The organism is Nocardia sp. XZ_19_231 (assembly GCF_015355705.1).
Lineage (GTDB): Bacteria > Actinomycetota > Actinomycetes > Mycobacteriales > Mycobacteriaceae > Nocardia > Nocardia salmonicida.
On sequence record NZ_JACUZI010000014.1, the window covers coordinates 42141 to 63035 of the forward strand.

Consider the following 20895-nt stretch of genomic DNA (forward strand, 5'->3'; position numbering starts at 1 on the left):
CAACCCAACCTAGATACAGGGCCTCGGAGGTCTCACTGACCAGCAACGTCTCACCGTCAGAACAAGGTCATCGTCCACGGTGGACGCAACCTCGCAGCCGACTGCATGTTTCGCAGGCCCCTGATTCAGCGCGTCGGCTGCGGCACCTCTTCGTAGACCTCGCCGACCTCGCCGCCCAGCAGCCGATCGGTCATCTCCTGTTTCAGCACGGTGAGTCGTTCGTCGTCGGCCGGAGTGCGGTCGTTACGGGCTCCGAGTTCGATGAATTCGTCGGTGACGAATCCCGCGTCGCGCAACCGCACCAGCACGGTCCGGTCGCGGTAGCGAAATTCCCAGACGTAGCGGGCCAGGGTGGCGCCGCGGTCGGTCGCAGCGAGTTCGGGCACGACGACGAAACGGTCGCCGGTGACCGCACGCAAGGCCATTTCGATCGCGTCTCGTCCGCCGGGGCCGGGGAACGCGGTGCGGACGGTGACCTCACGGCGCTCGACGGGACCGAGCACCGCGACGGCGTGGCGCATCGCGCAGTACGCGTGCGCCACCCCGCCGGGGAAGTGTGGCCCGTGGTACTTCATCAGGTCGGTGAACGAGATTTCGATCGGCGTGCCCGATTCGAGGACTGTCAGCATGTTTTCCTCCGGTCGGCGGTGGCCCAGTACAACGCCGAGTAGAGCAATTGCGTTGCGCCGGGCATGAATCCGGACCCGTGGTGATACACCGGGTCCATGGTGGTGACCAACAGACGCCCGGGGGTCGACTGCTCGTCGAGATAGAGGATCGAACCGTCGCGGGCGCCGTCCTCGGTGTGCAGATCGACCAGGCTCACCGCGCCGGGCGGCGGCTCGAGCAAACCGTGGTAGTGCCAGATCACTGCGCGATCGGCGAAGTAATTCCAGGCTGGATGGTCCGGGGCGCGTGTGCGCAGCCGGTGGTCCTCGCCGGTTCGCCACCACCAGAACACGGTGGGACGGCTCTGTTGGCGGACGCCGGGCACCCAGCCCTCCACGGTGTTCTCGCCGAAGACCAAGACGGTGGCGCCCCGGTCGAGGGCGGCGAGAATGCTTGCGGTCCAGTGCGCCAACAGATCTGGGCGGAGCCGGTCGGACACCACGATCACGTCGATGTCGGTGAGTTGCTCGGGCGTCCCGGTCCGCACATGGATCGGACGGAGCCGGTACGGCGCCAGTGCGGGGTCGGCCAGGGTGGCCAGTTGTGCGTGGCTGCCGCCGTGTAGCAGGGCGATCGAGCAGGCGCCGCGATCGAGGTCAGTCATCGCGACCGCCCAGCCATCGCACGAGCTGGGTGCGCAATCGCTGCGTGCCGCGCGCGGCGGTGGCGAACTGCAGCAGATCGTTGCCGCCGTGCACCAGTACCCGGCCTGCGCCGAGCGGGTAGTCGTAGTCGACCGGGGCGTTGGTCGTCCCGAGTGTGTGCACCACTCGGGCGTCGTCGGGCAGGTCCGCATACCAGCCACGCCCGTAGAAGCCGGCGACGCCGATCCGGGCCAGTTCTTCGAACGGCACAGGTCCCGGCGTTCCGGTGTTGTACAGAAAGGACTTCGGGTCGGTGCCTGCCCACACGGGGTGCTCGTTCACGCGGGTCAACGCGAGATCGCGCGGGTTGCGGAAGTCGAGCTTTCGCCATGTGCTCAGGCCGTCCAGGAAGAGGCGTTGCACGTGCCCGTTGATGACGACGCGTCCGCCGCTGGTGACAAAGGATTCCAAGAAAGGCCGCTGTTCGAGCAAGTACTCCTGATCGACATCGCCGGTCAGGTACACGCCGGTGACCGAGTCGTCGCATTCGGTCGGCAGGTCGTAGACATCGACTTCTCGCATGCCGTCGATCACCTGCCGGTCGCGTGGGGCCATGTGGGCGTTGAGCACCGTCACGAGATTCCCCTGCCGAAATCGGGAACGGTCAGTCGCCGTATCGCACTCGGTGTTTCGATGTCGGCGGTGACGATCGGCACCCCGTACATCTCGGAAAGTAGTGCGCCGGTGAGTAACTCGCGTGTCGGGCCGATGCGCTGGTCGTCGGCGCTCACCATCAGCATCGACCGTTCGGCCACGTGCAGGGCGTGATCGGGGTGGTGGGTGGTCATCACGACCGCCAATCCTTCGTCGGCGAGCGCGCGGAGCACAGTCAGCACCTGAGCCTGGTTGCGGAGGTCGAGGGCGGCGGCGGGTTCGTCGAGCACGATGGTGTCGCAGTCGGAAACCAACGCCCGGGCGATGAGCACCAATTGACGCTCACCGCCGCTGAGTCCGGTGTAGTCACGGTCCGCGAGATGGGAAACGCCGACTCGGTGCAGCGCCTCCCGCGCGGCCTCGCGGTCGGTGGCGGTGGGAGTGCTGTAGATCTTCACCGTCCTCGCCCGGCCCATGAGCACGATATCGAGCACCGAGAACGAGAACACCACCGAATGGCTCTGCGGGACGTAACCCACGCCGCCGGTCGTCGTGACGGAACCGGCTACCGGGCGCGTGATTCCGGCCAGACACTTGAGCATCGTGGTCTTGCCACGTGCGTTCGGTCCGAGCACCGCGAAAACCTGACCCGGCTCGGCGCGTACCGAGACATCACGAAAGATCCACGGCCCCTTGGCCGAATAGCGGAACGACAACGAGCTCGCCTCAAGCATCCGAACCCCACAGGCGGGTTCGGTTGCGGATCAGCAGCGCCACGAAGAAGGGTGCGCCGATGATCGCGGTGAGGATGCCGATCGGGATCTCGGCGGTGCTGATCGTGCGCGAGAGGGTGTCGATCAGGGTGAGGTAGATGGCTCCGAGTAATGCGCTGACCGGCAGCACCATCCGGTTGTCGGTGCCGACCATCATGCGCACCAGGTGCGGCACGACCAGTCCCACCCAGCCGATCACCCCGGCGACCGACACCGATCCCGCGGTGATCAACGCGACGCACACCAGCAGCAGGTTGCGCAGCCGCTGGGGTGAGAGCCCCAGCGCGGTGGCGTCCTCGTCGCCCATCGCGAGAATGTTCAGTCGCCATCGCAGCGCGAGCACCACCAGTCCCGCCGCGACGATCGGGATCGCCGCGGTGAGCACCTTGGTGTAGCTGGCCGTCGCGAGTGAACCCATGAGCCAGAAGACGATCGAGGGAAGTTCGCTGTAGGGGTCGGCGATATAGGTGATGAACGAGACCATCGCCCCGAACATCGCGCCGACCACGGTGCCGCCGAGGATGATCATCAACAGTGGCGCTCCCGGCACGGCCCGAGCGATCGCCACGACCAGCGCCAATGCCGCCACGCCGCCGAGGAACGCCCCGCCTACCAGCGCGGCGCCGCTGAATCCGGCGAGCAGGATCAGCACGCCACCGAATGAGGCACCCGAGGACACGCCGAGGACCTGGGCGCTGGCGAGCGGGTTGCGGAACACTGCCTGCATCACCGCACCGGTGAGCGCGAGCCCGGCCCCCAACAGGATCGACAACAGGACGCGGGGAAGTCGCACGTCGAGCACCACCGTGGCTTCCTGCGGGTACCAGGTCTGCTCGATCGGCAGGAACTGCCCCAACAGGATTCGAACGATCTCGTTCGGCGGGACGGCGTAGCGGCCGACGGCCAGTGCGCCGACCGCCACGACGATCAGCAGCAGGAAGAACCCCGGGACGGCCAGCATCCGCCGATCGAACCGTGCCCGCGGCGGCGCCGGATCCACCGGCGCCGCCGCCTGATCAACGGAGGAACTGGTCATAACCGGCCGCGTCTTTGTTGAGGTCCAGACGCAGCACCTGGTCGATCTCGTCGTCGGTGATCCGGTAGGCGAACAGATTGTCGAACTCGGCGCGAATGTCCTCGCGCAGTTGCCCATCGCGCGTGCCCGGGTACAGGATCTGGTGCATCCACAGCCACATCAGTGGTGATTCCGCGCCCGGCACCTGCCACCGGTAGCCACCGAGTGGAGTCTTGTAGACGCGCTTGTTCTGCACAGCGCTCACATTCGCCAGCCTCGGGTCGGCGTAGATGTCGGCAGGAGTGCTCTGGTCGAAACCGCTGAGCATGATGACCTCGGGGTTCCAGGCCAGGATCTGTTCCGGACCAACCTGTCCGGAGTCGGAGACGAATCCCTTGCTGACCAGATCCCCGCCGACCAGGTCGAACTGGAATCCGTCGTAGCCCTTGGCGCTAGTGGTGCTGTAGGTGTCACCGGTGCGCGACAGGATCATCGCCCGCGGCCGTGGGGCCTGCGTCGAGGCCACCCGGGCGCGCATCTCGGACTGCTCGGCGCGCTGCCAGTCCACGAGTTGCTGCCCACGTTCGGGCTTACCCGCGAGCTGCGAGAACAGCGTGATCCACTGTTCGAGGTCGTCCTGGGTTCCGTATTTCAGTCCGACCACCGGGAAGCCCGCCGACTCGATCGGCGCGATCACGTCGTTGCCCCGATCACCCCACTGCACAACGACATCGGGATCGAGTTGCAGCAGCGTCTCGACATTCGGCACGAAATCGTTGCCCGCGACCACCGCGGAGTCGGCCGAGGCGGGAAACATCGTCGCGAACATGCCACCGCGATTAGCGACCAGCGTCGACTGGTTGAGGCCGACGATGCGGTCGTAGCTGCGGTCCACCGCGGCGAAGATCGACGGTGCGGGCATCACGGTGAACGCCACCTTGTCGGCGGGTCCATCCAGCGTGACAGTGCGGCCGCGCTGGTCGATGATCGTCAGCGCTCCCGCGCCAGCCGCGTTGTCGGCCTGCGCTTCTCGGCTCGAGCACCCAGCGGTCAGAGCGAGGGCTCCGATCATGCCGACAGCCATCCATCGCCGGGCCCGAAGGCTCCCCCGCTGCCGTGCACGCTGCGTATTCGCCATGCGCTGTACCGTCCCACTCTGAAACCATCATCCAATAAGTCAAGTTAGCCTAACCTATGTTTTTGGTTTGCTGGGAAGTGTCGCGCAGCCCGGCCCCACGGCGGGTTGACTGCGTGGCATGGCGCTGCCGATCAGGAACTGCCACGCGGTACGCCCTCGGCGCGCCAACTATCCGCCGAGCCGGGTGCTGCTCATTCCTCGGTTTCGCTATGCGATTCCATACGGGTGAGAATTTCCTCGATCCGGTCGCGCACCCAGTTGGCCAGCCGGTCGCTGCTCATGGCGCTAGCGACCGGGGCAGGGTCGTCGAGCGGCATCACGTAACGCCCGTCGTCGGGAAGGTCGCGCCACAACAGGCCCGTTTCGATCCGTCCGCGGGGTCCGTATTTCGAACGGCCTTGCAGCACTTTGACGATGCCGGTGCTGAGAGCGGGGGTGGCGAAGAACCCGGCGCTGCGGGCGGGGTCGTCGCTGAGGTCGTCATCGTCATCGTCGTCGGCAATGCTGGATACCGGGCGGTCGCGCTCCTGTATCGGTGCGGTGTCGGGGAGTGACAGCGCGATGTCGGCAAGCTTGCCTGCGCCGCAGCGCGGGAGTAGTCCGATCACGGTGTCGGCCAGGGCATACGGGTCGCATTCGACGGCGTCGAAACCGCCGCTGTGCGCGAGGGTTTCACCCGGGCGCTGGGTGATCACGTAGCCGCGTGCCCGATGCCGGATCGCGTGCACCCGGACGCGCGCTGCGGGATTTCCGAAATCCTGGTCGTTCCACGCGTGCGCGACGACGAAGATGTCGGGTTTTGCGATCGCGCCCGCCAAGGCGTCGAGATCGTGGTCGAGTCGGCGTCGCAACTGCTGGCGGACCTGCGATTTCTCCAACTCGTAGTCCTCTTCGAGACGGGTGCGGCTGGTGAAGATGAACGGTGCGGGCAGTTCGCCCCGCCGGACGTCCTCGCAGAGGAGATTGAACTCCAGGTCGGTGAATTCCCAGGTTTGGCTCATGAGTCGGCCACCGGTCGCACTCGGTCGGGCATCGGGCCGAGTGCTTCGTCGAGGTGGACTCTCGACTGCAGATATCTGGCGGGCTTGTGCCCGCCGCCGGCGTTCTGTCCCGCGCCACCGGCGGCGGGCGGCATCATGGGCATCCCGCCGCCGGGCATGCCGTCGGTCCGCGCAGCGGCCGCCGCGGCGGGATAGATCGGCTGTTCGGCGCCGGGCAGTCCTGCGCGCGGGTACAGCGCGGTACTGGCTTGTTGGGTCGGAGATTCCAGTGAAGCGGCACCTACTCCGCCTCCACCGACTCCACCGCCGCCTGCCCCCGCACCGCCTGCGCCCGCACCACCCGCACCGGCGGCATCGACGGGGGAAAGCCCCGCCGCGGCCGCCAACGCGTTCGGATCGAACTGCTGTAGCAGGTCTTGCATCTGCTGTGCGCCTGGTAGTGCGCTACCTAGTTGGGTGAGCGAATCCAGCCCCTGGGTCAGCGCTTTCCCTATCTGGCCGAGGAAGTCGCTACCCGCGGAAGCAAGTGAACTCGCCATTCCCCCGGCGCCCGATGCCGCGTCCTGCGAGGCGATCCCGGCCCCGGCGGACGACAGGCCGTTCGCGCCACCGGTGGCCGCCGCGAGCGCCTGCTCGTCCAACGCCGCCGGGAGATTCTCCAGCACCGAGCGCACCCCCGCCGGGTCCACACCGCTGAGTTCGGCGAGCGCTTTCTCGTCGACCACGTCGGGAATGCTGTCCAGAATCGACCGCACCTGTTCCGGTGGCAGTCCGGACAGCGTCGACAGGGCGTCCTCGTCGAGGAGTCCGGGGAGGTTGTCGAGGACCGACCCCACCTGTGCAGGGTCCGCACCCACCGCTGCGGCGAGGGCGTCCCCGAGGGATGCCGTCTCCGCACCGGAACCCTTGCTGCCCGATTTCGACGGTTTCCCGCCCGATGACCCACCCGCACCGGAAGCCCCCCGCGGCAGCGGAGCCGAACCGAGAGAGGAGACCGATGGCATACCGGCGCCTGCGGCGGATGCCACCTCTTCGGCGGAAGGCAAGCTGCTGCGGGGGAAGGGAGAACTTCCCGATCCGCCTGCCGAACGCGTGGGCGTTGCACCGCCCCCGCCTGCGGGAGCGGCTCCCCCACCCGCGGTTCCGCCCATCGCGCCCGCGCCGGTTCCCGCGCCCGCGCCGGTTCCCGCGCCCGCGGCGTCGTAGCCCGCAGTCTGGGTTTCGGCTCCGGGCAGACCGGCCCCGGACCCGGCGCCGCCACTTGTCTGCTGGCCCGGCAGGGTTTGGTCGCGAAACTCATCGCCGTATCCCTGCGAGCCATATCCTGGGGGGCCATATCCCTGGCCGCCATACTCTTGGCCGCCATACCCCTGACCGCCATACCCTTGGCCGCCATACCCCTGACCGCCATAAGTCTGGTCGCCATAACCTCTACCGACGGGATCCGAGCCGGGGGCGCCCTGTTGTCCGCCGCCCTGCCCGTACTCACCACCGCCCGGCACATTCTGCCCCGAACCCGGGGTGGGCTGTGGGGTGGCAATCGGCCCGTCGACTGCCGGAATCACCGACACCGTGTTCTTCATGCCCTCGCCGTAATGCTTCTGCCACTCGTCGCGATACCGCCTGGTCACCTTTCCGGGGCAGCAGTCATCGGCATCCGACGTCGCGGGCATGCTCACTTTGGTGAGATACAGCCACTGCGCGGTGTAGTCGAGGTTCTGGCTCATGGCGATCATCGAGTTGACCAGCGGTTGCACACCGTTGGAGTAGTTGGTGACCGCGCTCGCGGCCGCGCTCGCGCCCTGGCCCTCCCAGCCATCGGTACCCGCCGAGATCACCGTGACGAAATTGTTCAGCCTGCTGAGCAGGTCGGTCGACAGGGAGTGCCAGGTGCCTGCGGCCGCGAGCACCGGTTGCGGATCGAGATCGCGGCCCAGCTCGTACATCTCGGTGAAGCTGAGACTGTCCTTGTTCTCGATGCTGGCTGTGGCGCCGGTATCCTTCGCGCCCTGGTAATCCTTCAACGACGACGGGAAACTCTCGGCCTTGAAGGGCGACGGATTGCCGAAGGTGGCGTCGGGGGCACCGGGGGCCGCGGTGCCCGGTTTGTACGGGGTCGCCGCGGTCGGCATCCTCAGTTCGCCCAGCGCTTTGATGTTGTCTCTGGAATTGTCGTCGGTGCCCACGTACGTCTTGCCCGCGGCGATGTACGTCTCGCCCATATCGGTGACGATCTTCGCGTGGTCGTTGAGCACGGTGTACAAGCGGGAACCCTTGTTACTGAACGCCATCGCCAGTTGGGTGCCGGAGGTCAGGGTGCCGATGGGACCGAAATTGTTCAGGCGCAGGTCGGTCACCGCGGCGCTCATCCCGAGTAGATCGTCGACCAGATCGGCGCAGGCTTTTGCCGCGGCCAAAGCCTTGGCCGGGTCGAACGCCAGATATCCCGCCTTCGCCTGGTTCTCCAGGCCGGACCACGTGTTCGGTTCGAGGGCCATCGTCGCCTTCCTTCGCCGGGAATCGGGTTCCCGCTTCGTCTGAAAATCCGCGTGCGGGTGTGTCAGTCGTCGTTGTCAGCGACTGCGGAGCGGGGACCAGCGATGCCGGAACCGTCCGTCGGCCACCGTGTGTGATCAGGCAGAACCGTCGGTGGGGCAGGCGCGGTCGGTAGCATCGCGCCCAGATCGGGTGCGCCCTCGATGATCTCGGAAAGTTTCGGCAGCGCGTCGCGCCGTTCGAGCAGTGGCGTCATCAATTCCCTGCTGCGACCGGCTACGTCGGCGGCTGCGGATTGGACGGCCGCCGTCAGGTTCGTGGCGATCTCCTCGAGGCTCAGGTCGAGAACGTCGTCGGCGAATTTCGTGGCGATCAGGAGCCCATCGGCGTTCACTGTCACTTCGATGCGCTTATCGCACGCGGTCACTGTGGCCGTGAGGAGCGCGCGCTGCTTCTGGAGTTCGGCGATCCCGCGGAACTGTTCGCCGAGGCCGTCGAGCATCGTCGCCATATCTGCGCGCAAGCGGTCGTTCAACATGGGGCGCTCACGCCTTCCCTTCGCCGAGGTTCTCACTGGAGGCTTGGTCGGTGCCGGTAAGCGAGTTCGCAGCCTCGCGCTGGCCGTGCGCCATATCGCTGAGGGTCTGCGCGGCCCCGGTGGCACCTTCGAGCAGGTTGTTGCGCGCCGCCATATAGCCCGTGGGGCCATCGGCGAATTTCTTGCCACGCTTGTCATTTCCCCACGGAAGGAAGGTGGGGTCGGCTTCTACTCCGGCGAGCGCGCCGCGAAGTTTGTCGGCGGCTGCCGTCACTTTCGTCGACAGCTCGTCGGTCAATTCCGACGCCTTGCGCAGTTTCTGGGGGTCGATCTCGACGTTTCCGGCCATCGCGCACTCCTTCCGATATCGGTTTGTCTAAAGGGTGAAAGGAACATCGACGTCCGCGTCGGCCGGGTCGGGATCCGAGCTCGCCCAGTCGCTCGGCTCTGAAGCGCCCGCGGGGGGCGGCTTGTAGGGCCCGGGCAGCGGCTCCACCGATGGCACCTGTTTCGGGCGGGGCTTGCCGCGTACGTCTTTGCCCTCACCCAGGAACGGTTCGGCGGCCCCGGCCCGGTGGTGACCGGCGCCGTCCAGGGTCGGTGGCCGACTGCCGGTCGGGGTAGGTGGTTCGCTGCCGACCGGGGGCGGCAGCTGCCCACCCCCGACCAATCCGGTGTTGCCGTGCGGCGGCTGTCCGGTCGGGCCCCAGCCGTCCACCGACGACTCGAACGAGGTCGGTGGCCTGCCGGTGAAGGCGCCGGGTTGGCTGGCAGCCGTCACGAAGCTGGGGGTCGATCCCGTATGCGATCCCGCAACCGTGCTGGCTGCATCGTGATACACCGACTCGGGTGTGCCGGGGCGAGGGGCGGGCCCGCTCGATGCGTCGTGGTACACCGACTCGGGTGTGCCGGGGCGTGGACCGTGCCCGCTCGCTCCGTCGCCGCGCACGGAGGATCCCGAACTCGAGCTTCCGGAAGACGAACCACCGTCGCCGCGACCGGAGTACGTCCCGGCACCACTGCCACCGCCGAACTCCGAGCCGGGGCTCGACGGGGCGACACCGGCGCTGGACGAGGAGCTGGTGGACGATCCATCGGTGACCGGCGGACCGGCGGTACCGCCTGCCGCGGGTTTCGGCATCCACACGTAGGACCGAATGTCTCCGCGCCCCGGGGGAATCGGAGTTCCCAGGGCGAATCCGCCCCGTGCCCCGCCGACGGCTGCGCCGCGCGCGATGCCGCCGGTCCAGCCCGCACCGGAGGCGAACGACGACCAATCGCCGGTGGCCGCGCCCACTGCCAGGTTTCCGAAACCGGTGCCGACGCCACCGGACACACCACCGATCACGATGCCTCGGCCCACTCGTCCCATGGCGTTGTCCAGCTGCTTGCCTGCGACTTTGTCGATGCCCTTGCCGAGGTAGCGACCGACCTCACGGCCGGGAATCATTCCGGCAACGCCCGCCAGGACCGACAACCCGAACTCTTTGCCGTTGAAATGCCGACGCTTACCATCCGCGATCTGGCCGACCTGTACCCCGCCGTTGATCGCGCCGACGATGGCCGCGGCCTCGATCGCCCGCGCACCGTAGACGCCGTAACCCTTGGCGGTGGGCAGTACCGGCTTCAGCCGCACCGCCGCCGACCAGAAGTGCCGTTGAACTGTCGGGGCGCCGAGTCTGGCAGCGATCGACGTGATGGTCTTTTGAACGAAGTCCTCGAACACTTTGAGAAAGGACCGGGTCGTGGTGATCGCGGCCGCCTCGACCGCAGGCGCGGTCGGCGGAAACACCCATGCCCACAGGATTTCCAGCGCCAGCCAGACCAGGGTCACGATGACGGTGATCTTGGTCGCCTGGATTTCGGTGCCCATGTCGAACGCGCTGTCGGAGATCGTTTGCATCAGCTCGGCCAGCGCCTCCACAGACTGATCCCCGGTGCGCAGGATGTCGTAGCGGCTGCCCATCGCGGCGCCGCCTTCACCTTGCGGATAGGCCGCCACGGTGGCGGCCTTGGCCTCGTCGATGCCTGCGAGCAGCGCCTCGATTTCCGCGCTCGCCGTCTTCCATGCCTCCGCGACATCCCAGCACGCGTCCTCGTCGCCCTCCGGCCAAGCCGTACCGGCGACCCAGGCCAGCCACTTCAAGCCGTCCGGCATGATGAGGGTCACGACTGCTCCGCGCGGCGCCGGAGCGCTCTTGGTTCGCTCGGCAAAGCGGTCCTCCTCGGCGTTCGATGTCCTCGGGGATTAGACCGCAAGAAGTTGAACCCGCAGCGACCTGAAAGCGAATTCTGCTCGCGCACAGCATGTGTCGGTCGGCTGGAAGCGAAAGTTCAGTTTCGGCAACACCATTCGTTTCCCGCCAGGTGGTAGCGTGCGCCGCGATCGAGGAGGTGCCCTACCGTGACCGAAACCGAGGACCCGGCCGAGGCCGGACCGCCACCACCGGATGCGGCGAGCCGTCGTATCGCCGCCCTGCTGACCGGACTCGGGCCGGAGCGCGGCGGGGAGATTCACGCAATATTCGTGCTGACGGTCGCCGCTGAACTGGCCTCGGTCGTCGCTACCGACGAGCAGGGCAATCCGGTCCAGATCTTGCCGTCGGAGGAGATCATGGGCCTGGTTCGCTTACACCGGGAGGCATCGGCGGTCCGAGCCGACGGCCCCTGGTGGCGCTACCTGCTCGTGGTCTCGGAATCAGGCGAGGTGCGCACGGACTACGACTTCGGCGAGCAACCATTTCCCGACGAACACCTTTTCCCCGCCGAGGTCTATCGAGCCGATCTCGAGGCCTTCCCACGACGCCGACTGCCGGTGTGGCTCGCCGCCCATATCGGGCACGCCGACAGGCAGTCACGCCCCGCCGAGATGGCGGCGCGGGCCGAGCCGGTCGTGGCGGTCGTAGCGGACGAGCTGCCCGCGCTGCCATTGCTGGTCGCACGGTGGGCGGTGCTGTCCGCGGCCTTCGTCGCGGTCGGATCACCGTGGGGGCCACGGGTGCTGCCCGCGCTCGGCTTGTTCGAGGGGATCGAACGCAGCGGCTCCTCGCTCTGGATCATGCCCGGTGACCGTGCCGTCCTGTCCGGCGGCATATGGAACGATCCCGTTCTCGACGCCGTCTACAACAGCGAAGCGCCGATGCCGGACCTCTACGCGGGCGCGCCGGCGTGGGTCGCGAATGCGACGTTGAACCCCCGTGCGGGCATCGGCCTGCTGTCCTTCTGCTATTGGTGGGACGACGGCCGGTGGTACCGCGCGCCCGGACACACCGCCGGCGAAATCGCCGCAGCTGTACCCGGTGTGTGGAGCGAGGAGAGCGCCGCTGCCATCGTGGCCGCGCTGGTGGCGGAAAAACCCGACGCCCACACCCGTGAGGCTGCGCTCGGGTTGGTCCGCGCCGCCGATCGCGGGGAGGTCGGACGCGGCTTACTCGCAGAGGTTTTCGGCGAGGGCGCCATCGACGACGCGTATCTCCAATTGACCATGGCCGGTATATCTACACCTCGCTCGGCATGGTCGCCGACTGACTCTCGCCATGTCCGGCACTGACTCGGCGTGCCTCAGTCCGACGCTGCGACCGGCTGTGGATCAGGCGGGGGCACGTTCCACTCACCATGGGCCTCGGCAACGCTGGCGTAGCTGGTAAAGACCATGGTCAGGCCGATGAGGGTGAAGATGCGGGACAGGTTGGCTGGGATCGCGGCCAACGCGATCGAAGCACCGGCGTCGGTGGCGCGATTACGCGCGGCCAGCAATGCGGTGATTCCGCTGGAATCGCAGAACTCGAGACCGGACAGGTCCATGACCAGCAACTGACCGGCGGATAGTTCGAGTGTGTTGATCTCCGCACGAGCGGCCGGGGCGGTGGCGGCGTCCAGTTCCCCGCTGAAGCTGAGCACCGGACCCGACGCGGTGCGGAGGCAAATGACAGTGAAGTCGGCGCTCACAGGGATCGGCCTCGGACTGGTGGGATGCTCATGGCCAGCAGGGCAGTATCGTCTTCGACCCCGGCACCGAAACCGGTGAGTAGATCGGTGGCCGCGGCGAGCAGCGTGGAGGCGGTGACCGGGCCGAGGGTAGCGATATGGTCGCGCAGTTGGTCCTCGCTGAATCGTTCCCGGCCGCGGATGCGGGCTTCGGTGAGTCCGTCGGTATAGAACAGGACCGTGTCGCCGGGTCCGAGGTGAATTTCCACGCTGACGAACCTCGGGTCGGGGATCGCGCCCACCAGCATCCCGCCCGGCGTTTCGACCAGAGTCGTTGTGCCATCGGCACGTACCAATAAGGCCGGGGGGTGTCCGCCAGAGGACAGGGTCAGGGTGGCGCCGGTGGTGTCCGGGCGCAGGGAGCCGTAGACGACGGTGCAGAATCCGGGTTCGTCCCGACTGTATTTGTGCAGCAGCACGGCGTTGAGGTTGTCGAGCACCGCTGTCGGGTCCGGGTCGTAAACCGCGGCAGCGCGCAGGGTGTAGCGGGTCAGCGAGGTCGCCGCGGCCGCAGTGGGGCCTTTACCCGAGACATCGCCGAGGAAGAACCCCCAGGTGCCATCGGTCAGGGGAAACAGGTCGTAGAAGTCGCCGCCGACATTGTCGGTGGAGGCGGGGTGGTAGTAGGCCGCGACCTCCATCCCGGGAATCTCGGGCAACTCCGGTGGCAGCAGGGTGCGCTGCAAGGTGGTGGCCAACTTCTGGACACGTTCGTGTTCGCGTTCGGCGACCGCGCGGGCGTGCTCGGCCGCGTCGCGGGCCCGTTGCAGTTCCTGCTCGTAGGAGCGACGGTCGGTGGCATCGAAGATCGTGGTGCGGATCAGTTGCGCGGTGCCGTCCGGGCCGGTCTTGACCACCGAGGTCAGCAGGATCGGCAACCGGGTCCCATCGGCGCGCAACAACTCCAAGGCCAGCCCGCCGGCCTGGCCGTGCATCGACAGCATCGGCGCCAGGTGGGTCTCGTAATACATCCGGCCGCCCACGGTGAGCAGGTCGAAGAAATGGCGTTGTCCCACCAGTTCCTTGCGGCGGTAGCCGAGCCAATCGAGCAGGGTGGTGTTGATCTTGGCGATGGTGCCGTCCATCAGGGTGGAGACGTAGCCACACGGTGCGTTCTCGTAGAGGTCTTCCACACTGTCCTCGAGCAACGCCGAGAACGACGGATTGGTGTCGAGGTCATCGGGCAGCGATGCACCGTCCTCGCCGTCACCGGGCCCGTCGCCGGTCCGGGTCATCACCGGGCGCTCGCGTAGGCGGCGATCACCGCGACGGTGGCCTCGGGGGCACTCAGCTGGGGGCAGTGCCCGATCGCGTCGAGGGTGACCAGGTCGCTGCCCGGGATCTGCTCGTGGACGAACTGGCCGACCTCGCGGGGCGCGATCGCGTCCTGGGCGGTCTGGATCACCAGCGTCGGAACCTTCACCTTGCACAGATCGGCGCGATTGTCGGACAGGAAGGTGGCTTTGGCGAAGACCTGCGCGATCTTCGGGTCCGCACGGCAGAAACTCTCAGTCAACTCCGCGCCCAACTCGGGTCGCTCGGGGTTGCCCATGATCACTGGAGCCATCGCCGCCGACCAGCCGAGATAGTTCGCGTCCAACGAGGCGAGCAGTTCGTCGACGTCGGCGCGGCTGAACCCGCCTCGGTAGTCACCGTCGTCGATGTAGCGCGGCGAGGGGGTGAGGAGCACCAGTTTCGCGAATCGTTCCGGGGCCTGATTGACGGCCAGGACCGCGATCATCGCCGAGACCGAGTGCCCGACCAGAACGACCTCGGTCAGGTCGAGTTCGGTGCAGATCTCCACGATGTCGCCGGCGTAACCGTCCAGACTCGCGTAGCGCTGGGCCGACCACGCTGAGGTGTCGGATCGGCCCGCTCCGACGTGGTCGAACAGCACCACCCGAAACCGCTCGACCAGTGCGGGCACGACCAGGCGCCACATGTTTTGATCGCACCCGAAACCATGTGCGAGCAGCACTGTCGGACCGTCCTGGGTTCCCACGACGACGACATTGTTTTTGACACGCACACTCACCCCGCCATCCTGCCACCTACCGCGCAACGGACCACCAACTCGGTCGACACCTTGTCGCCGGGCTCAGCCAGTGCCCCTGCCGCCGTCTCAACATCATCGACATATTCCGGTTTATTCGCCTCCACGACGGTCAACCCTGCACTCATGACCAACTCACGTCATCGGGCACCGAGCACGCCGAGCACGGATCTGACCAGCACCACCATCGTGTTGGCGACCTGCGTGTTCGTTCTGCTTGGCCTGGCCGCCTTGACCGGGTCGCTGACCGTCGTCTTCCTCGGCGCCCTCAGCCTGGGTGCGGCGATGACGATGTCCTCCAAAATCCTGTCCGTCAACAGCCTCTAGTTGACCTACTCCCACCGTTGAGCACTACGAACGCCAGGAGCTGAACCGCATGTCCACCACCGCCACCCGCCCCACCTACGAACACGCCGAACCCCTGTTCGAACACCTGGCGCTGACCGACCCGCACAGCCCCGAACACAACGCCCTACGCGAGGAAATCATCGAAATCTGCCTCCCCCTCGCCGAGCACATCGCCCGCAAATACGCCGGCCGCGGTGAAGCATTCGACGACCTCCTCCAAACCGCACGCCTCGGCGTAGTCATGGCCGTCGACCGCTACGACGTGAGTACCGGATCACCGTTTTTGGGGTTCGCGGTCCCCACCGCCATGGGCGAAGTACGCAGACACTTCCGCGACCACATCTGGCCCCTGCACGTCCCACGCCGCGAAAAAGAACTACAAGGCAAAGTCCGGGCAGCGACCGACGAGCTGACCCGCCGACTCCACCGCTCCCCCACCGCCCAAGAACTCGCCACCGAACTCGACGTCCCCGTCACCGACATCGCCCGCACCCTCGTCGCGGCCAACGCCTTCCAAACACGCAGCCTCGACACCCCCGCACGCGAGACCGACGGCGATCCCAGCATGACCATCGCCGACACCTTCGGCGACGAAGACCCCCGCTACCAACTCACCGAAGACACCATCACCGTCGCACCCCTGCTGGCACAACTGTCGACAGAAGACCGCCAACTACTGATCTGGCGGTTCTACGACACACTCACCCAAGGCGAGATCGCTGAGCGTCTCGGTGTCTCCCAAATGAGCGTGTCTCGCAAACTCACCAGACTGCTCAATGATCTGCGCGCCCAGACCACCGACGACCAACTCACACTCGCAGGCTGACCGCCCACCTTCGCGCCACCGAGACCACGTGCAGCCCAGGTGATTGTGCTGAACACCCCGACCGCGACCCCGCTCGTGATTTATCCCCGCAACGGGTTCGGTTCCGTCGATCCTGTGCACGATGCGGTCAGCTCTGAACAAGAAAAGTTCGCGTCGGCCGGGCGAGACCATCCGTATAGGTCCGTCCGCCGAATCACTATGTGAGGGGCCGGTTTCCGTAGCGCTCACAACCCTGCGACGGCCCTTCCGCATAAGGCAACGCCCGGTCGCTGGTCGCATCGACCTCGACCGGGCGTGCTCGAAAAGGATGGCCGCCGAGCTGTGACCGGCTTACTCGCCTTCAACCGCGGCTTGCCGTGCAGTCGTGCCGGTCTGGCCGGTGTCGGACGCGTATTTCGACGTCATCATTGCTGCTGTGCTCCGCCGTTGCAGGCCCATCCCTGGACGGCGCCGGTAAGCCTGTGGCCGTCGGTGGTCAGCGCATCCAGACACACCCGTTCGTTCAGGCCATTGGGCATCGTGACACCGACCGCGGCCGAACTCGTAGGCGCGAAGGCCATCATCGACACGGTGTGCGTGATAGCCCAGCAGCCGTAACCCGTCGATCAGCTGAAGTCGCGGACATCATGCGGTTCGAGCGAGTGATCGCGAGGGCGTGCACATGGAGCCATGAGAGTGCGTTACTCACCGCGCCGAGCTGGCGCTGCGGCCGATTCGGTGGAACTGCTTGCCAGGTGCAGAGAAGCGACCCTGGCCCACGCGCGCTGGAGACCAGGTGTGGTATCTGCCAGGCGTAAGCCGCCTCTGCGGATAGGTCGGACTCGTCAGTGAAGCCCGTACGAGGCAGGTTCCTAGGGTCTATGTGTGCCCTGCCGCCGGACAGACTCGTCGCGGCCACCCAGCAGCCAGTTCAGCCACGATCCGCCTGAGCGGGACAGCGTGATCCTTCCAGGTCACCTGACGAGATCGGCGGCATCGAATCGGCCGGGTGAGCGGGTCGCGTGAGTCGACATACCGCTCGCACCTCCGCTACCGGTGGTTTCGCCTGCAGGCGGTCCAGTGCGCGAAAGATCCCGATGAATGGGATACCCCGTCTTTGTTTCGGGCAAATAGCTGCTTCTGTGAGACGCGACACCCCAAATTCCGGTTATTCGACATACCTGAATTGGCGATCGCCACGATGAAAGGCATTCCCACCCATGCGAATCCGATCTCTTCGATTGTCCATTGCGGTGATGGCGGCTGCGGTCGCGGCCACAACCGCTACCACCGGCGTCGCGTCCGCCGATATCGACTTCGGAAGCTCCGGCAGCAGCGGCGAAATGGTCATCACCCTGGTGCGCCATGCCGAGTCCCTCGGTAACGCCTCCGGCCTGATCGACACCAAGGTGCCCGGACCCGACCTGACCTCACGCGGCCGGACACAGGCAGACAATCTGGCCATCCAGGTGGCCGACAAGAATTACGACTGCGCCTTCGCGTCCAACATGGTGCGTACCGAGCAGACTGCGGCACCGACCGTCGCCAAGCAGGACCTGAGCCTCAACATTCAGCCCGGTTTCCGGGAGATCGAGGCAGGCCAGTACGAGGGCACCCCGGAGGCCCAGGCGATGACCGGGTACCTACAGGCGCCGATCAAGTGGCTCTCCGGCGACCTGAACGCACGGATTCCAGGCTCCATCGACGGCAACGAGTTCGACGGCCGCGTCGATCAAGCACTGCTCGATGTGCAGCGCCGCGGCTGCGCCAACCCGGTGATCTTCTCGCACGGCGGCACCATCATGTTCTGGTCGATGATGAACGCCGACAACGCCGACACGAGCAAACTCGGCACCGATCCCATGCGCAACGGCGGCCGCGTCGTCCTCAAGGGCAGCCCACAGAAGGGCTGGACGATCGTCGAGTGGGTCGGCCACCCGGACCTGGGCTGATTCACCCTTCCGCGCCCCGGATGTCACCGACACAATCGATGGCACCGGGGCGCGGTTGTATCTCAGCCCAGGGTCCCCCATGGCGCAGTCGTCCACCGCACCCGATGGGATCACCGTCGTCGAACTGGTCGCCCGCGAGAAGTTCCCGCATCAGCGGCTGCTGCGCCAATGGTCACGCGCCGACGAAGGCGCTGTCGCCCAAGCACTCTCGGCCACCGTCACCGCGGACCTGTCCCCAGATAGGACCGGCTTCCCGGTCTCGAGATTCACCGACCCGGGCTGGGATCCGGAGTTGTTGGAGCGCAGGCGTTGCGGGTTGACCGCCGACCGCATCCCATCCCACCATCGCCTCGACAGCCTCGCGCTTCGCACGATTCCACCGCACATCCAGCACGGCCAGGACCCTCCACCACCGCAGCAGATCGTGGGCATAGGACCGCACCGTCAACGGACTGACATCAGACAACACCAAACTCGACAGAAACGACGAGACAGGGTCAACTTCGGCCCCGTGGACCATCACGATGTACGGCACTACCCCCGGCGGCTCGATACGCCCGTCACGAAACGCGCGCCTTTGCTCCTCCACTCGATGCACCCCCACAAACGTTAGACCCGTAGATCAACGACTGAAGTGCAGTTAACAGGACGGACGGGACGTGGCTGGGGCTCGTGGCTTTCACCGTGGCCACCGGGAACGGTCAGGGGCGTCTCCCGGTCGAACAGTGGTGCCCCGAGCACGCGCTGTCTCCGCAGAACCCTTCGTCTTCGCGACGCTGATCGGACCCGCGCGCTGGCGTCGGGCACCCACTGACGAGCCGCGACTTCGAACTGGCAGCGACTCAGCGGTTTTGCTGGTTTGCGGCAGCTCGGTGGCGTGGATTCGATGGCAGTGCTGCCCGTTTCCCAAACGTCAGGTCTGGGCAGCGGGTCGTCGATCATTCATCGGTCCGGCATGTGCTCAAGTCGTTGTGGGTCGGCTCGGTAGGAGCGAGCATCGATGAGGACGAGGCGAGTCATAGCCTTCCCAATTCTGCTGCGGCAGTAACAGAATCGCTGATGAATTGAGCATCCCTGATCTTGTCGCGGACCGGACCGGCCGGTGTCCGGGAGGCGATCGTATCGAGCAACTCGATACCGTGTACCTGCGGTTGCGTCGAAAACACGGCAGCTGCGAGAGCCACCGCAACCGCACCGGCTACGGCATCGGGGTGGGTATGAGTAACCAGCGCCGAAGCTGCGGCTTCGTCGACGACCCGATCCAAGCCATCCGCGCCCAGCGGCGCCACCCGCATAGCGGAACCATTGCCCCAGGATCCTCGCCCCTCACGTGCCTGTTGAGCGAGTTCACGCCAGTGATAACCCTTTTGGCGCATAAGCCGCAGGATCCGGCTCGTCCCGGGCCCGTATCGGCGATAGGTGTCGTAATGCTCAACGAAAGAACGGGCCGAGCAATGGGGGGCTGTATCGGTACTCAGTCGGGCGCGCGCTCTCGTCCGACATCACTTTGGCCTCGCAAGCGCTCGGTGCCGTACGCATACGTGCTGAGCTCAGTGGCCACCCAGCAAGCCGCACGGCGCGCCGAACCGCGCAACGCATGGCCGAGGACAGTGGCAGTGCAGTGCCCGGGCCCCTACCTCGGCGAGGTCCTCGCGGCGGGTGAGCATCCGATGCTCACCCGCCACGTCCTCGAAGCCGAGGAACCGGATCCCGACATCGAGTTCGCATTCGGCCTAGAGTGCGTGCTAGCCGGTCTGGTCGTTGACCGGTCATTACGGGCGCTCCGCGCCCCCCGGATCGAGGTCGACCACGCCTTTGCCGCTCACAATGTCGAGCGGCACCGAGACCTGGTCGTGTGCGATCAACCAGGTGTCGGCGATCTTCTGTAGTCCGTACGTGACCCGGACCCAAATACCGCTCGTTGCCTCGCCGTTCTTCAGTGTGCCGCGTAGACGTGCAAAGGCGTGCCCGAATGCCACACCATCGCCGACACTGAGCGTCAGATCGCGAACGTCATAGGTCACAACCTCGAAGAACAGGAACACTCTCGCCCAGTTCTCGAGTTTCGCCGCTATCCCGACGTGCCGGTGCGGCGGCTCGAGATCGAAGGACACGACGTCACTTGTGTACAGCGATTTCAGGACCTCGAGATCCTTAGCTCGCACTCCTTCGATCGCCTTGTCGATTTGCCGCCGAATCTCGACTTCATCGGCCTCGATGCGGTCAGCGCGTGACTGGAAATCGTTGGATGCGGTCATGATCGACTCCCCAAGATCTGATTCTGCGCCGCCCGCAGCGGCGCGAGCGCAGCGCTCCAGGCGATGACCTGATCCAGCGTCTTGCTCAGGGCGGCGATGTGGTGGTCGCCCGGTGTGAAGGTGACGTGGTTCTCGAAATCGGTGAGCAGTGAGATCTCTACCGGACGGCTCACATCCGCCATACCGAGCCCGCTGCAGACCACCCGCAGCTGCGCCACGGCACGGGCGCCGCCGCTCACCCCGTCGGAGACGAATCCGACCGCCTTGTCGGTCCATTCCGCGTACAGGTGGTCGATTGCGTTCTTCAGCACTCCGGGGATGCCGCCGTTGTACTCCGGGGTCACCATCACGAAGCCGTCGAACGGGCCGATCCGCTCGGCCCACGCGCGGGTGTGCGCGTGCGCCGACGGGCCGAACATCGGCGGCGTGGACTCGTCCAGATGCGGTAGCGGGTGATCGCGTAAGTCGATCAGGTCGAATTCGGCGTCGCCACGCTGCGATGCCGTGTCCAGAACCCACTGGGCGATTTGCGGGCCATTGCGGTTGGGCCGGGTACTGCCGACGATGATGCCGATCTTGGTCATTTCCGAAACTCCTGCTCTGCTGAAAGCGTTACCACCTTCC

Annotated in this window: 22 protein-coding genes; 4 read left to right on the forward strand and 18 right to left on the reverse strand. The window is 66.3% G+C overall.

Annotated elements, in window-relative coordinates:
• Positions 1–125: 125 nt before the first annotated feature.
• The 11 genes from IBJ82_RS33020 to IBJ82_RS33070 form a co-directional block, all read right to left on the reverse strand.
• Positions 126–629 carry a hypothetical protein gene (locus IBJ82_RS33020; protein ID WP_194829906.1) on the reverse strand — a complete coding sequence of 168 codons (504 nt, stop codon included), beginning with the start codon at positions 627–629 and terminating at the stop codon, positions 126–128.
• Positions 623–1273: a hypothetical protein gene (locus IBJ82_RS33025; protein WP_194829907.1), complete on the reverse strand. Its 651-nt coding sequence runs from the start codon at positions 1271–1273 to the stop codon at positions 623–625. Before IBJ82_RS33025 ends, IBJ82_RS33020 begins: the two co-directional genes overlap by 7 nt.
• Complete coding sequence (locus IBJ82_RS33030) at positions 1266–1889, reverse strand: hypothetical protein (RefSeq protein ID WP_194829908.1); 624 nt, start codon at positions 1887–1889, stop codon at positions 1266–1268. The genes IBJ82_RS33025 and IBJ82_RS33030 overlap by 8 nt, the downstream gene beginning before the upstream one ends.
• Positions 1886–2641 (reverse strand): ABC transporter ATP-binding protein, encoded by a 756-nt coding sequence (locus IBJ82_RS33035; protein WP_194829909.1) that lies wholly within the window; start codon positions 2639–2641, stop codon positions 1886–1888. Before IBJ82_RS33035 ends, IBJ82_RS33030 begins: the two co-directional genes overlap by 4 nt.
• Positions 2634–3716, reverse strand: coding sequence for a FecCD family ABC transporter permease (locus tag IBJ82_RS33040; RefSeq protein ID WP_370585586.1), 1083 nt, complete (start codon positions 3714–3716; stop codon positions 2634–2636). The genes IBJ82_RS33035 and IBJ82_RS33040 overlap by 8 nt, the downstream gene beginning before the upstream one ends.
• On the reverse strand, positions 3697–4767 hold the full coding sequence (locus IBJ82_RS33045) for an ABC transporter substrate-binding protein (RefSeq protein ID WP_228538038.1): 1071 nt from the start codon (positions 4765–4767) through the stop codon (positions 3697–3699). Before IBJ82_RS33045 ends, IBJ82_RS33040 begins: the two co-directional genes overlap by 20 nt.
• Positions 4768–5024: 257 nt before the next feature.
• Positions 5025–5834: an ESX secretion-associated protein EspG gene (locus IBJ82_RS33050; RefSeq protein ID WP_194829910.1), complete on the reverse strand. Its 810-nt coding sequence runs from the start codon at positions 5832–5834 to the stop codon at positions 5025–5027.
• Positions 5831–8332, reverse strand: coding sequence for a hypothetical protein (locus tag IBJ82_RS33055; RefSeq protein ID WP_194829911.1), 2502 nt, complete (start codon positions 8330–8332; stop codon positions 5831–5833). Before IBJ82_RS33055 ends, IBJ82_RS33050 begins: the two co-directional genes overlap by 4 nt.
• Positions 8333–8394: 62 nt before the next feature.
• Entirely contained in the window at positions 8395–8868 is a 474-nt protein-coding gene (locus IBJ82_RS33060; RefSeq protein WP_194829912.1) for a YbaB/EbfC family nucleoid-associated protein, read from the reverse strand.
• A gap of 7 nt (positions 8869–8875) precedes the next feature.
• Complete coding sequence (locus IBJ82_RS33065; protein ID WP_194829913.1) at positions 8876–9217, reverse strand: hypothetical protein; 342 nt, start codon at positions 9215–9217, stop codon at positions 8876–8878.
• Between the two features lie 27 nt (positions 9218–9244).
• Positions 9245–11038, reverse strand: coding sequence for a hypothetical protein (locus IBJ82_RS33070; protein WP_194829914.1), 1794 nt, complete (start codon positions 11036–11038; stop codon positions 9245–9247).
• Between the two features lie 234 nt (positions 11039–11272).
• Between IBJ82_RS33070 and IBJ82_RS33075 the strand changes: the two genes are divergently transcribed.
• Positions 11273–12418, forward strand: a complete 1146-nt coding sequence (locus IBJ82_RS33075) for a hypothetical protein (RefSeq protein WP_194829915.1) — start codon at positions 11273–11275, stop codon at positions 12416–12418.
• 11 nt (positions 12419–12429) lie between these two features.
• On the opposite strand, the gene IBJ82_RS33080 is transcribed toward IBJ82_RS33075, so the two are convergent.
• The 3 genes from IBJ82_RS33080 to IBJ82_RS33090 are packed head-to-tail and all read right to left on the reverse strand — an operon-like array spanning position 12430 to position 14890.
• Positions 12430–12816: an STAS domain-containing protein gene (locus IBJ82_RS33080; protein WP_194829916.1), complete on the reverse strand. Its 387-nt coding sequence runs from the start codon at positions 12814–12816 to the stop codon at positions 12430–12432.
• The gene (locus IBJ82_RS33085) at positions 12813–14090 is read right to left on the reverse strand and encodes a SpoIIE family protein phosphatase (RefSeq protein ID WP_194829917.1); all 1278 of its coding nucleotides are present in this window, start codon (positions 14088–14090) and stop codon (positions 12813–12815) included. Before IBJ82_RS33085 ends, IBJ82_RS33080 begins: the two co-directional genes overlap by 4 nt.
• Complete coding sequence (locus IBJ82_RS33090) at positions 14090–14890, reverse strand: alpha/beta fold hydrolase (protein ID WP_194829918.1); 801 nt, start codon at positions 14888–14890, stop codon at positions 14090–14092. The genes IBJ82_RS33085 and IBJ82_RS33090 overlap by 1 nt, the downstream gene beginning before the upstream one ends.
• 144 nt (positions 14891–15034) lie before the next feature.
• Here IBJ82_RS33090 and IBJ82_RS33095 point away from each other — a divergent pair, with 144 nt between their 5' ends.
• The 3 genes from IBJ82_RS33095 (at position 15035) to IBJ82_RS33105 (ending at position 18013) form a co-directional block, all read left to right on the forward strand.
• On the forward strand, positions 15035–15235 hold the full coding sequence (locus IBJ82_RS33095; protein ID WP_194829919.1) for a hypothetical protein: 201 nt from the start codon (positions 15035–15037) through the stop codon (positions 15233–15235).
• A 49-nt stretch (positions 15236–15284) separates the two neighbouring features.
• Positions 15285–16082 (forward strand): SigB/SigF/SigG family RNA polymerase sigma factor, encoded by a 798-nt coding sequence (locus tag IBJ82_RS33100; protein WP_194829920.1) that lies wholly within the window; start codon positions 15285–15287, stop codon positions 16080–16082.
• Positions 16083–17281: 1199 nt separating this feature from the next.
• Complete coding sequence (locus IBJ82_RS33105) at positions 17282–18013, forward strand: histidine phosphatase family protein (RefSeq protein WP_194829921.1); 732 nt, start codon at positions 17282–17284, stop codon at positions 18011–18013.
• Between the two features lie 172 nt (positions 18014–18185).
• On the opposite strand, the gene IBJ82_RS35540 is transcribed toward IBJ82_RS33105, so the two are convergent.
• From IBJ82_RS35540 to IBJ82_RS33120, 4 genes are all read right to left on the reverse strand, one after another.
• The gene (locus IBJ82_RS35540) at positions 18186–18533 is read right to left on the reverse strand and encodes a site-specific integrase (RefSeq protein WP_370585590.1); all 348 of its coding nucleotides are present in this window, start codon (positions 18531–18533) and stop codon (positions 18186–18188) included.
• Between the two features lie 496 nt (positions 18534–19029).
• A complete protein-coding gene (locus IBJ82_RS33110) occupies positions 19030–19491 on the reverse strand; it encodes an ADP-ribosylglycohydrolase family protein (RefSeq protein ID WP_194829955.1) in 462 nt (153 codons plus the stop codon).
• A 294-nt stretch (positions 19492–19785) separates the two neighbouring features.
• The gene (locus IBJ82_RS33115) at positions 19786–20271 is read right to left on the reverse strand and encodes a nuclear transport factor 2 family protein (RefSeq protein ID WP_194829922.1); all 486 of its coding nucleotides are present in this window, start codon (positions 20269–20271) and stop codon (positions 19786–19788) included.
• Positions 20268–20855, reverse strand: coding sequence for an NADPH-dependent FMN reductase (locus IBJ82_RS33120; protein WP_194829923.1), 588 nt, complete (start codon positions 20853–20855; stop codon positions 20268–20270). The genes IBJ82_RS33115 and IBJ82_RS33120 overlap by 4 nt, the downstream gene beginning before the upstream one ends.
• Positions 20856–20895 lie beyond the last annotated feature (40 nt).